This is a genomic window from Paraburkholderia sp. PAMB 6770, from assembly GCF_057748135.1.
The window spans coordinates 1,381,160-1,393,341 of the sequence record NZ_CM173239.1; the positions used below are offsets into that span (position 1 = coordinate 1,381,160).

Below are 12,182 nucleotides of genomic sequence, written 5' to 3' on the forward strand. Positions count from 1 at the left end.
CGCAATGGGCATTCTCTCCGGCAGGGACAAACGCGGCGCCGGCCAGCCGCTCGCGCCGCGCGACGGCGCGGCGGCGCCGGCCGCGCGGGCCGATGTCGCGAACACGACCGCGCTGAGCAGCTTCGGTCCGCTCGCGGCGAGCGAGCACGAGCGCAATTTCCTGTGCCTGCTCGACGACGGCCGTCTGCTGGTCGCCGAGGGGCACGAGATGAATCCGTTCGTGCTGTCGTACTGCGCGCGGCTGAACCGGATCAATCACGAATACACGCAGCGGCTCGTGAGCCTCGAAGCGGTGCGCGCCGCGTATCGCAACGCGCGCGGCCAGGGCGGCATGAGCGAGCTGCTCGAACACACCGAGATGCAGGTCGCCGCGAAGGAAATGATCGCGCGCGCGTGCCGCGAGCGGGCCTCCGACATCCACATTCGCGTGCAGAAGTTCAACTCGGTCACGTACTTCCGCATTCACAACGAGCTGATCCGCGTCGGCGAGCAGCCGCGCGAGTTCGGCGAGCGGATGCTGGCGACGCTCTACTCGGCGATGGCGAGCGTCTCGGACAACACGTACAAGCCGACCGAGCGCCAGGACGCGAGCATCGTCGAGCGCGACAAGTTGCCCGAGCAACTGTTCGGCGTGCGCATCGCGACCGCGCCGACCAGCGACGGCAACCTGATGGTGCTGCGGCTGCTCTACAACGATGCCGGCGAGACCACCGAGCTGACCCAGCTCGGCTTCACCGCCGCGCAGGCGGCCGAGATCGCGGTGCTGCGCGAGCACCCGGAGGGGATGAGCATCATCAGCGGGCCGACCGGCTCCGGCAAGTCGACGACGCTGCAGCGGGTCTTGACCGAGCTGATCCGCGAGACCGGCGGCGGCACGCACGTGATCACCGTCGAGGACCCGATCGAGTATCCGATCGCCGGCGCGGTGCAGACGCCGGTGATCAACGCGACCACCGAGGACGCGCGGTCCGCCGCGTTTTCGGCGGCCATCGCCAATGCGATGCGGCTCGACCCGGACACGATCATGATCGGCGAGATCCGCGACCGCGCGTCCGCGCAGATCGCGCTGCGCGCGGCGATGACCGGGCACCAGGTGTGGACCACGGTGCATGCGAACGGCGCGATCGCGATCGTCGACCGCCTCGTCGATCTCGGCCTGCCGCTGAACATGGTGGCCGACGAGACGATCGTCTCCGGGCTGATCAGCCAGCGGCTCGTCAAGGTGCTGTGTCCGCACTGCAAGCAGCGGCTGACAGAACACGTCGCGCGCCTCGACAAGGCGCTCGTCGAGCGGGTGCGGCGCGTGGTGGGCGGCCAGGTGCAGGACGTGTGCATTGCCGGCGACGGCTGCGACGCGTGCGCCGGCCGCGCGACGATCGGCCGCACGGTGGTCGCCGAAGTGATTCGCACCGATGCACAGTTCTTCGCGTTGCTGCGCGCGCATGGCAAGGCGGCCGCCGCAGAATACTGGCGAAGGTCCCTCGACGGCCAGACCGTGATGGACCACGCGATCGACAAGGTCGCCCGGGGCGACGTGGACCCGCGCATGGCGGAGCGGGTCGTCGGCCGGCTGACGCTGACTTCGGATACGGGCCGCACGCGCCCGGTGATGGCGAGCACGAGCTATGGCACTTGATGTAAATCGCTACTGGGCGCGCCTGATGCTTACGAGCACCATGCGGCTGCGCCTGTACAGGAAGATCGGCAAGATGCTGGCGAACGGCCTGCCGCTGCTGCGCGTGCTCGACGAACTCGAAATGCGCGCGTCGAACGACGGCCGCAAGCCGCATGAAGCCGAGGCGATCGTGCTCGCCGAATGGCGCCTCGTCGTGCAGAACGGCGGGATGCTGTCCGAAGGCATGCAATGGTGGGTGCCTTACACCGAGCAGATGATCATGATGGCCGGCGAGCAGTCGGGCCGCATCGAGCGCGCGCTCGATGCGGTGATCGACGTGGTGAGCGCGGGCCGCAGCATCCGCGCGGCCGTCGTGGGCGGGCTCGCGTATCCGTGCGCGGTGCTCGCGATGGTGGTCGCCTACGTGTACCTGTTCGGCGAGCGCGTGATCCCGCAGTTCGCGCACATTCTCGATCCGTCGCGCTGGAACGGCGCCGCGCATTCGCTCTACGTGATGTCGATCTTCGTGCAGCACTGGATGCTGCCCGGCCTCCTGCTGCTCGCCGCGCTCGTGATCGCGTTCTGGCTGTCGCTGTCGCGCTGGAAGTACGGGCCGCGCACCGTGCTCGACCGTTTTCCGCCGTATTCGATCTACCGGCTGATCGCCGGCAGCGGCTTTCTCGTCGCGTTCGCGTCGCTGCAGGCCTCGGGCTATACCGTCGAAAAAGCGCTGAGCCGGCTCGCGCAGCATGCGTCGCCGTGGCTGCGCGTGCGCATCGAGGACACGATTTTCGGGGTGCGCTCCGGCCTGAACGCGGGCGAGGCGCTGAAGAGCGCCGGCTACCGGTTTCCGTCGAAGGAGATCGTCGAGGACCTGTGCATCTATGCCGAGTACAACGGTTTCGACGAGGCGCTGCGCACGCTCGCGGACGAGTGGATGAAGGAGGGGGTGACCATCGTGTCCGCGCAGATGCGCCGGCTCAATGGCGTCGCGATCGCGTTGCTGTCGCTCGTGATCGGTTGGCTGGTGACCGGCTTTTTCGGCATCCAGCAATCGATTGCGACGATGACCTCGGCGATTCACTGAGTTCACCGAGCACGCGGACCGGAGATCGCGATGAAACACCGCCCGAAACGCACCCTGAAGCGTCGCCCTGCGCCGCGGCGCGCCGCCGCGCCGCGAACCGGTGCGCGCCGCGCGTCGCGGGGCGCGACGCTGCTGGAGGCGATCGCGTTCCTGTCGGTCGCCTCGATCGTGATTCTCGGCGCGCTCGCGCTGTTCGGCAGCTCGTTCCAGAGCGCGGCCTCCGAGCGGCTCGTGCAGGAAAGCAACGCGGTCGCGGCGAACGTCCGCGCCGCGTATCTGTCGGCGGGGACAGGCGGCTACGCGAAGCTGTCGATGACGGACCTGTATGACGCAAAGGCGTTTCCGGCCACGCTGCAAGCGAGTGTCAGCGGGACCAGCGTGACCTTGACCGACGCCTGGGGCGGGGCGGTGACCGTGACGCTCGACGGCGACAGCCTGCCGGTGCTGACCTATCGCAACGTGCCGAAGGGCGTGTGCATCGCGGCGCTGCTGTCGTCGAACGACTGGACGAGCGTGACGGTCAATGGCACCGCGCAGGCCAGCACCTCGCCGAGCGCGGCGCAGGCCACCGCGGCCTGCACCAGCGCGGCGAACACGATTGCATGGGGGTTCGCGTGAGCGCGCGCGCGCAGCGCGGCGCCACGCTGATCGAGGCGCTCGCCTATCTGACCGTGGTGGCGACGATCACCGCGGGCGTGCTGTCGCTGTTCGGCTCGGGGTTCGGTTCGTCCGGGACGACGCGGCTCGCCGTCGAAGTGACGGCGCTCGCGAACGACGTGCGCGACCTGTATGCGTCGCAGAACACGTATGCAAGCGTGTCGGTGGCAGGGCTCGTGCAGGCGAATGCGGTGCCGTCGGCGCTCGCGGTGAACGGCAGCGGCGCCTCGGCGACGCTGAGCGACATCTGGGGCGGCGCGGTGACGGTGGGGCCCTACACCACCGCGTCGCAGGCCGAAGTGCAGTACGCGGGGGTGCCTCAGGACATCTGCCGGCGCGTGCTGGTGGCGGGCGGCAACTGGCTGGACATCGTGGTCAACGGTACGAGCCTGAATACCGGCGCACCGGATCTGTCCGATGCCAATACCGCTTGCGACAACGCAACGGGCAATACGATCGAGTGGGTTTTCCAGTGAGGAGTGGATCATGAAACATGCATGCGAAGGGCGCCGGACGCCGCTTCCCCGCGCGCGCGGGCGCCGGATGGGCCGGCAGCGCGGCGCGACGTTGCTCGAGGCGGTGGCTTTTCTCGGGATCGCGGCGATCATCCTGATCGGCGCGATCGCGCTGTTCACGAATGCGTTCGAGGGCGCGCGCAGCAACCAGTTGACCGAGGAGGTGACCGCGATCGAAAACGGCGCGCGCAAGATCTATGCGACCGGCGCGGGCCTGCCGGCGAACGTCACGGCCGGCGGGATCGGCGGCCTCGTGCAGGCCGGCGTGATCCCGACCTCGCTGACGGTCGACACCGTCGACAACACGGTGGAAGACGAGTGGGGCGGCACGGTGTCGCTCGCGATGGACGCTACCAGCAACGCCGCCGAGATCTCGTTCACGAAGGTGCCGCAGCCGGTGTGCATCGCCGCGCTGACCGCGGGCGGCGACTGGAGCGGCGTCAGCACGTCGGTCGCCGCGACCCTGCAGACGGTGCCGCTCACCGCGGCCAACGCCACGACCGCCTGCACCGGCAGCAGCGTCACGGTGAACTGGGAATTCAACAACTGACGGCAACAACGGCGGGCGGCGCACGATGGCGCGCCGCGGCGGGCCGCGCACGGTTCCATGACGCGCGACCGGGCCGGCGCCCGTCATTCAGGAGGGCATCACATGGATCTGGAATACCCGGACTGGGCGCTGGCCGCCGACGGGTCCGAGCAGGCCTGGGACGATCCGTTCACCGAGCGGCGCGAGCAGCGCGGGGCGTCGCTGGTCGAGGCGGTCGCTTTTCTCGGCACCGCGACGATCGTCGCGATGAATGCGGCGTCGATGCTCGGCAATGCGACCACCGATGCGAACGCGCTCAGCGTCGCGCAGGACGCGGTCGTGATCCAGGCCGGCGTGCGCGCGCTCGGCATGATGCGCGGCGGCGGCGCGAACCTCGATCTGTCGGCGCTCGCGGCCGCCCGGCGGCTGCCGGCGTCGCTGCAGGTCGAACCGGACGGAACCGTGCTCGACCGCTGGGGCGGCGAGGTCGCGCTCGGGCCGGTGCCGGGCAATCCGGGACTCTTCATGCTGGCCTACCCGAACGTGCCGGGTCCGGTGTGCGTGAACACGCTGGCGTCGACGGGCGACAACTGGGTCGCGATTGGCGTGGCCGGCAGCGATGCGGGGCTCGTCGCCCCTGCGGACATGAACGCGCGGCTCGCCGGCGAGGCCTGCGCGGGCGGCCCGCAAACGCTCGAATGGGTCTCGGAGTGAGGCCGCGCGATCCGCGCAACGAGACACGCGGAGCCGGTTTGCCGTGTATCTGATCTGCGTCCTCGCGCTACTCGGCGGACTCGTCGCCGCGATGATGTCGTTCGTCGGCACGCAGCGCACGCAAGCGCTCGGGCCGAGCGCCTCCGCGCTCGCGCAGGATTTCTCGACGTATCGCACCGCGGTGATCCGTTACGTGCAGACCGCGGCCGATGCGGGCTTCAGCGGCAGCGTGCCGGATGCGAGCCTCGCGGCTGTCGGCGTCTACGCACCGGGCCAGTACGCGCCGAATCCGCTGTGGCGCAATTACGTGCAGGGCAACTTCGTGGTGGTCTACGCGGCCAGCATGCCGGGCGTGAACTTCGTCGGCGCGCTCCAACAGATCGCGCTGGGTTCGGTGTTCGCGGGCACCGCCTACGACAACACGGTGGTCTCCAGCACGAATGCGACGACGCCGTCGGGCGTGCTGCTGCCGGCCGCCGCGAACGTGCCGAACGGCGTGCCGGTGTGGGAGGCGCGCGATGTGTTCTGAGCGGCCGTGCATGACCGCTCTCGCGCGCATGCGCTTGCCGGCGCGGCGGCAAGCGCGATCGCGCACGGCCCGCAGCCGCGGCTTCACGCTGCTCGAAACGCTGGCCGTGCTCGCGATCGCGGCGGTGCTGCTGGCGGGCCTCGCTTCGCTGATGAGCACGTCGTACGGCAATGCGCGCGCGCAGCAGACCGCGCTGTATCAGGCACAGCTCGCGAGCGGCGCGATGCAGTTCGTCAAGGCGAACTATGCGACGCTGGTGCCCGCGCTGAGCGCGGCGCAGCCGCTCGTCGTCTCGCTCGGCGGCGCGAACGTGACCGGCAACAAGCTGAGCACGTACATGCCGAGCGCGCTGCAGGCGGTCAATGCGTACCAGCAGACCCCGTGTCTGCTGATCTTTCGCGGCAGCGGCACCGGATGGAGCGGCGCCACCGGCGGGTTGCAGGATATCCAGGCGTACCTCGTGACCGAGGGCGGACAGACCATCGACGATCGCACGCTCGGCAATATCGAGGCGAACGGCGGCGCGGGCGCCGGCGCGATCCAGGCGATGGGCAACGGGATGGTGCAGGGCGCGTTCGGCAGCTGGTCGGTGAAGCTCGCGGCGCTCAATCCCACGAACGCGAGTTGCAGCGGCACGCCGACCGCGAGCGGCCATCTGGCGAGCGAGGTGTACTACAGCGGCGACGCCGGGGCGGCGGGCGACTTCCTGTACCGGCAGCCGGAATCGGTCACGGGCGTGGCCGACGGCAATACGATGCACGCGCCGATCGTGCTGGCCGACGACAATCACGTGGACCGCACGGCGGACGCCGACTGCGGCAGCGGCGCGAGCCCGAACGACGGCCAGGGCCGGGTGACGTCGGACGCCACCGGCAACCTGCTCTATTGCGACGGCACCGAATGGAGCGTGGAAGGCTCGATGCACTGGCGCGCGCCGGTGAGCCAGTACGCGGATCTGTCGAGTCCCGGCTACGTGCCGCAGGCCGGCGATGTCGCGCTGGTGCAGGCGGACGGCGCGGCGCAGGATCAGCCGCAAGGCAGCGGCGAAGGCCGCGCGTTCGTCTATAACGGCGCTGCGTGGGAGCCGCTCGGCATCGACCAGAACGGCAACCTGAGCGTGCCCGGGCTGCTCAGCCTCGGGCATCAGACAGTGGGCGCGTCGTGCAGCAACCCCGCGAGCGAGGCCCAGGTCGCCACCGACGCGCAAGGCCGCGTGCTGTCCTGCCAGAACGGCACGTGGGAGCCGCAGGAAAACCTGCAGCTCGTGTCGACCAACAGCGGCTGCACGATCCAGATGGCGACCGCGGGCGCGACCGACTACAGCGAATGCAGCGGTCCGACCGGATGGAGTGCGTACAGCGGCCAGACGGGCACCTACTCGTACACGCAGAACCTTTATGTGACGCTGAGCGAGCCGGGCATGATCTCCGCGACGTCGTGGAGCCACATCAACGACGACTGGTGCGGCACGACGGCGTCGAACGAGGCGCAGATGAGCCAGGACCTCGACATCTACGATGCGTCCAACGACGATCTCGCGCACTCGGAGGCGGCGACCCCGCGGCTGACGAACGACATGGCCGGGCTGAACAACACGCTGTCGCAGGCGGTGGCCCAGCCCGGCACGTACCGGATCCAGGTCGTCACGAACTGGGCGACCTACGCGGGAAACACGACGCCGTGGACGAGCAGCTACTGCGGCCCGAGCGGCAATACGATCTTCAACACGCCGCTCGTCACCGGGTGGTCGATCAACACCTATTACTGACGCCCGACCGCGCGACGCGGGCGCGCTTCGCATTCCGCTGCGCGCGTGCGCATCGGCGCTTCCGGCAGGGATCGAACGCGCGACACTGCGCTCATCGACATTGACTACGGCGCCCCTTGCGGCGAGTGCGCGATGACTGTTTCGAACGCCCTGCGTCCCGACTTCGATCCCGGCATCCGGGGCCGCGAGTCCGCCACACCCCACGACGGCCCGCCGTCCCCGGCCACCAGGGAATACCGGTCGACCGCGTCGGCGCTGCGCGCGCTCGGGGGAACGCGGCTCGGTCAACTGGGACGGCTCGTGGAAGAGGGGCGCGACAAGCTGTCGGCCTTCGGTCACACGGCAAACGGCGCGCTCGCGGCCGCGAAGGAGTCCGCGCCGTTCCGGCTGAATGCCATGCTGCCTTCCCGGCCCGGCCAGTCCGCGGTGCCGGTGCAGGGCAGCTCGACGTCGCAGGCCTCATCGGCATGGGCCGACGCGCTGCCGGCCGCCGCGCACCTGGGCGGCCGCAGCGGGTTGCCGCGCGCGGCGCTCGGCCTGGCGGTGATGGCGCTGCCGGTGCTCCTGAATCCAATGGCGCTGCTCGGCGCCGCGGTCATCGGCCCGTACTTCGTGCGCAACATGCTGTTCGGCGTCGCCAGCCACGGGCTGGATCAACTGGCCGCTTCGCTGCTGCCGCGGATATTCGGCGCGCGGCCGTCGATACCGTCGCCGGTGAACTGGTGCCCGCAGGCGTCGAGCGCTTACGGCAAGATGCCCGCGTGGAAGCCGCCGCTCAAGCAGTTCGCGTACAAGCCGGACATCCCGCCGGTCCAGACCGAGACCGTCGAGACGGAGCCGGAATTGCCGCCGCAGGCCGAGGCTGGGTCACAGACGCAGGCAGAGGCTCGGCCACAGACGCAGTCGCAGTCGCAGTCGCAAGCGCCGTCGCAGGCACAGTCGCAGGCACAGTCGCAAGCGCAGGCAGAGGCCAGGCCGCAGGCACAGGCGCAGGCACAGGCTCGGCCATCGGCGTCGCCGCCCAAGCAGAAACCCGATCTCCCGCCGCGGCCCCAGGCCGACGGCAGCCAGGGCCGCACAGCAGACGGCGATGCCGACGGCGGCCCGGGCCGCACGGCGGACAGCGATGCCAAGCCTGCCTCCGGCAGCGAAGCGAAGCCGGGCCGCGCGCAGCCGGATGCGCGCGCGTCCGGTGCAGCGGCTTCGACGGAACACCCGGCGTCGGCGACAGCGGGCCCGCACAGCGCGAAGCCTGCCTCGACGGCAGCCACGGCCAGGCCCGCAAACGCGCAGGCCAGCCCGCCGAGGCCCGTCAGCGAGGCGGAAAATCTCGCGCTGGTAAGCCGCCTGAACGGACTGCCGGAAGATACCCCCTGGCACGCCGTTCTCGGCCTGGACGCGGGCGCGTCCGAGGAGGCGATCGCGGCGGCGCATGATGCCCTGGAACGCATCGTAAGAAGTACGAAGCATCCGGTTCTGGACGCCGGGCATCGCTCTGCGCTGAAGCGGCTGGCCCAGGCGAGGACCGCCGGCAAGAACGAACTCGCGAAGACCGAGATCGCTACCGTCACCCAGAAGCTCGCCGCGGATATCGATCAGGTGAAGGCAAAAATCGACGCGCTCAACCAGGCGAAATACGCGGTCGGGCTGCGTCACGCGCCCCCCACGCCCGAGTACCGCGCGCAGGTGGGGCCTATCGAGAGCGCGATCCTGGGCCATCAGGACGAGATCGAGACGTTGTACAGAAACTATTTCGGCGTCGACAAGGGGGCCGACGACAAGGCGGTGACGTCGCAATGGCTGAAGAAGTACCGGCTGCTCGCGAATTCGGTCCAGAACAACTCGGCGCACGAATACAAGACGCTGCAGGCGCTGCTCAACGATGGCCGCGCGTTGCTGAAGCAATCCCGGTAGCGCGAGCCTCATGCGTGCGCACGCCTCGATGCGTTTCGCGCCGTTCGACACGGCTTCGCTCGTTGCACGGCGTGCGCACCACGCACATGACATAGTGAGCTCGCGCCGACGTGTCCGGCAGGGGTTCGGCGATGTTGCTTATCGGCAGGTAAATCTTTCTTGGGAGGAATGTGATGAGCCAGATTGGCATGTTTGACTCGGGCGCGTACAGCATGGACCTGCCCGCCATGGACGGTTGCGGCGCCGGCGAGTTCGGCGGTGAGCAAGGCGGACAGGATCTGCAGTCGGCTGCGTCCGGTCTTGCGAGCTACATGCAGCAGAACGGGCTCAATGCAATGAACCCGAATGCGCTGTACCAGCTCTCGATCGGCCAGCCCGCGCAGTCGGGGATGGCGGCGCCGTCGCCGATGATCCAGCAGGACGCGAAGCTGATGTACGCGAACCCGGGCGTCTACAAGCAGATCGAAACGCACGACGTACCGGGCGCGGACGGCCTTGCCGGCATCAACGACATGCTGTGGTATGCGAACGGCGGCGCAGGCTCGTCCGGCGAAACGGATGACGGCTCGGATGCGGACTCCGGCTACGGCAGCGAGGGCGGCGGAGGCGACGGCATCATGGGCGAGCTGAAATCGCTCGAAAACTTCCTCGAAGAGATGGAGAGCATGCTCGACGGCGATGGCATGGGTGGCATGGGTGGCATGGGTGGCATGGGTGGCATGGGCGGTATGGGTGGCATGGACGGCATGGGTGGCGGCTCGCTGCTCGCGCTGAAGACGCAGTCCGCCGCGGGCGGTCTTGCGAGCTACATGGAGCAGAACGGCCTGAGCGAAATGGACCCGGGCAAGCTCTACAACATTGCCAACGGCATGCCGGCCGAGCCCGGCGGGTCGACGCCTTCGCAGGCCGACCAGCAGGACGCACAGTTCATGATGAAGCACCCGCGCGTGTACGAGGCCATCGAGACGCACGACGTCCCCGGCGCCGACGGCATTGCCGGGCTCGGCGACATGCAGTGGGCCGCGCAAGGCAATCTGGCGCAGTCGGGCCTGAACCTCGGCGGCGAATTCTAGGCATTCCGTCTGGGGCGACCGGTCCGGCCGACGCTCCCCCGCGCAACCATGCCGTCGATGTGGATCACATCGACGGCATCGCTTTTTTCAGCGGCCGCGCATCGGGTGACCGGGGCGCGCTACGGAACAGCGCGGCAGAACAGGCCAGAGAAACAGGCCAGAGAAACAAGCTAGAGGAACAAGCTAGAGGAACAAGGCCGCACGGCATCGCGCCACGACACGCCGCGCGAATACAACGCCCCTTCGACCCTTCGACCCTTCGCCGCGCGGCAGGCTGCGCCGCTTACGCGAACAGCGGTGTCGGCAGCAGCAGACAGCCCAGCGCGGCTAGCGCGAGGAACGGTCCGAACGCGAAGGCGCGCGGACGGCGCGCCGGATCGCCGCGCCCGCACAGCAGCCCGACCACGAGACCCGAAGCGCTCGCCAGCAGCACGATATGCGGCAGCATGCGCCAGCCGAGCCATGCGCCGAGGCCCCCCATCAGCTTGAAGTCGCCCGCGGCGAAGCCCGGCTTGCCGGTGAGCCGTCTGAATGCGTACGCGACCGCGCGCAGCGCGAGATAGCCGCCGGCGGCGCCGAGCAGCGCGTCGCCGGGCGTGACGAATACCTGGCCCGCGTTGACGAGCAGCCCGCTCCACATCAGCGGCGCGGTGAGCATATCGGGCAGCAGGCCGGCGGTCGCATCGATCAGTCCGAGCGCGAGCAGCATCGCGGCCAGCAGGAACGCGCCCGCGCCTTGCGCGCCGATGCCATACCGGTGCGCGAGTCCCACTGCGAGCACGGCGGTGACGAGTTCGAGCAGCGGATACGCAGGATCGATCGGCGCGCGGCATGTGCGGCAGCGCGCGCGCACCAGCAGAAAACCCACGACCGGTGCGATTTCCCACAATTTAAGCGGCCGCGCGCAGCACGGACAGCGCGAGCGCGGCACGTTCAGGTTATACGGCTCCGGCGGCAGGCCCGCGTGTGCCGGCGCCCCCGACAGCGGCGAGCCGAGCGCGCGCAATTCGCGCTGCCATCGCCGCGCGAGCATGATCGGCAGCCGGTGCACGACCACTGTCAGGAAGCTGCCGGCAATCAGTCCGACAGCCGCCGCGCTGGTATCGCGCAACACGGCCGGCAAGCGGCCGAACGGGACGCAGGCGCCGGCATGCAGGCCTGCGGGAAGCGCGATGCATCGAAGGAGATCGCCTGTCATTGGGGCCCGGTTATACGCATGATCGGAGAAGGCATGAGCGCGCCGGCGAACGCGGGAATAAGGCGCCGGCGCGGCTACGGGGCGCCGTAGCCGGCATCGAGCAGCGCGCGGATCGCCTGCTGCACGCGCTGCACGTAGCGGTCGCGATACGCGGGCGTCGCCGAGTGATACGCGCCGATCGCCTCCCACGTATTGCCGTATTTGTCCATCTGCCCGCGCAGGATCCACGCGCCGATGTAGATGTTCTTGCACGCGTCGAGCAGGTCCGGCGGCGCGATGCCGTAGCGCGCGAGCTCGCTCTGGTGGATCGAGTTGATCTGCAGTTCGCCGAGATCGACGCTGCCGTTGCGATTGTGGTTGATCGCCTTCGGATTGCCGCCGCTTTCCACCCGCGCGATCGCGCGCAGCACCAGCGGGTTCACGTGGTGATAGCGGGCCGCATCCATGAAGCAGTCCGCCTGCGCATTGCCCGCGAGCGCCAGCAGGGCCGCAAGCAGGAGCGCAAGACGGAAAGCGACGCGGGTCGCAAAACGCGTCCGCCCGCGCCTCGTGCGCGCACGCCCTTCAGAAATGCGCGCAAGGC

At 69.2% G+C, this 12,182-nt stretch carries 12 protein-coding genes; 10 read left to right on the forward strand and 2 right to left on the reverse strand.

The genetic code is table 11. From position 1 onward, the window contains the following. Positions 1 to 4 precede the first annotated feature (4 nt). The 10 genes from AC3AP7_RS23510 to AC3AP7_RS23555 all read left to right on the forward strand — a co-directional run bounded on the left by AC3AP7_RS23510 (position 5) and on the right by AC3AP7_RS23555 (position 10,401). Complete coding sequence (locus tag AC3AP7_RS23510) at positions 5 to 1,636, forward strand: GspE/PulE family protein (RefSeq protein ID WP_487362713.1); 1,632 nt, start codon at positions 5 to 7, stop codon at positions 1,634 to 1,636. Next, entirely contained in the window at positions 1,626 to 2,702 is a 1,077-nt protein-coding gene (locus AC3AP7_RS23515; RefSeq protein WP_487362714.1) for a type II secretion system F family protein, read from the forward strand. The genes AC3AP7_RS23510 and AC3AP7_RS23515 overlap by 11 nt, the downstream gene beginning before the upstream one ends. A gap of 30 nt (positions 2,703 to 2,732) precedes the next feature. Continuing rightward, positions 2,733 to 3,320, forward strand: a complete 588-nt coding sequence (locus AC3AP7_RS23520) for a type 4 pilus major pilin (protein ID WP_487362715.1) — start codon at positions 2,733 to 2,735, stop codon at positions 3,318 to 3,320. Beyond that, positions 3,305 to 3,835 carry a type 4 pilus major pilin gene (locus AC3AP7_RS23525; protein WP_487362716.1) on the forward strand — a complete coding sequence of 177 codons (531 nt, stop codon included), beginning with the start codon at positions 3,305 to 3,307 and terminating at the stop codon, positions 3,833 to 3,835. The genes AC3AP7_RS23520 and AC3AP7_RS23525 overlap by 16 nt, the downstream gene beginning before the upstream one ends. Before the next feature lie 10 nt (positions 3,836 to 3,845). Further along, complete coding sequence (locus AC3AP7_RS23530) at positions 3,846 to 4,424, forward strand: type 4 pilus major pilin (RefSeq protein WP_487362717.1); 579 nt, start codon at positions 3,846 to 3,848, stop codon at positions 4,422 to 4,424. A gap of 102 nt (positions 4,425 to 4,526) precedes the next feature. Continuing rightward, positions 4,527 to 5,117 (forward strand): type 4 pilus major pilin, encoded by a 591-nt coding sequence (locus AC3AP7_RS23535; protein WP_487362718.1) that lies wholly within the window; start codon positions 4,527 to 4,529, stop codon positions 5,115 to 5,117. Between the two features lie 43 nt (positions 5,118 to 5,160). Beyond that, positions 5,161 to 5,646, forward strand: coding sequence for a type IV pilus biogenesis protein PilM (gene pilM / locus AC3AP7_RS23540; RefSeq protein ID WP_487362719.1), 486 nt, complete (start codon positions 5,161 to 5,163; stop codon positions 5,644 to 5,646). A gap of 10 nt (positions 5,647 to 5,656) precedes the next feature. Further along, positions 5,657 to 7,414, forward strand: a complete 1,758-nt coding sequence (locus AC3AP7_RS23545) for a type II secretion system protein (RefSeq protein ID WP_487362720.1) — start codon at positions 5,657 to 5,659, stop codon at positions 7,412 to 7,414. Between the two features lie 132 nt (positions 7,415 to 7,546). Next, the gene (locus AC3AP7_RS23550; protein ID WP_487362721.1) at positions 7,547 to 9,328 is read left to right on the forward strand and encodes a hypothetical protein; all 1,782 of its coding nucleotides are present in this window, start codon (positions 7,547 to 7,549) and stop codon (positions 9,326 to 9,328) included. A gap of 173 nt (positions 9,329 to 9,501) precedes the next feature. Next, positions 9,502 to 10,401 (forward strand): hypothetical protein, encoded by a 900-nt coding sequence (locus tag AC3AP7_RS23555; protein ID WP_487362722.1) that lies wholly within the window; start codon positions 9,502 to 9,504, stop codon positions 10,399 to 10,401. 283 nt (positions 10,402 to 10,684) lie between these two features. On the opposite strand, the gene AC3AP7_RS23560 is transcribed toward AC3AP7_RS23555, so the two are convergent. After that, the gene (locus tag AC3AP7_RS23560; protein WP_487362723.1) at positions 10,685 to 11,515 is read right to left on the reverse strand and encodes a prepilin peptidase; all 831 of its coding nucleotides are present in this window, start codon (positions 11,513 to 11,515) and stop codon (positions 10,685 to 10,687) included. A gap of 158 nt (positions 11,516 to 11,673) precedes the next feature. Then, on the reverse strand, positions 11,674 to 12,171 hold the full coding sequence (locus AC3AP7_RS23565; protein WP_487364992.1) for a lytic transglycosylase domain-containing protein: 498 nt from the start codon (positions 12,169 to 12,171) through the stop codon (positions 11,674 to 11,676). Positions 12,172 to 12,182 lie beyond the last annotated feature (11 nt).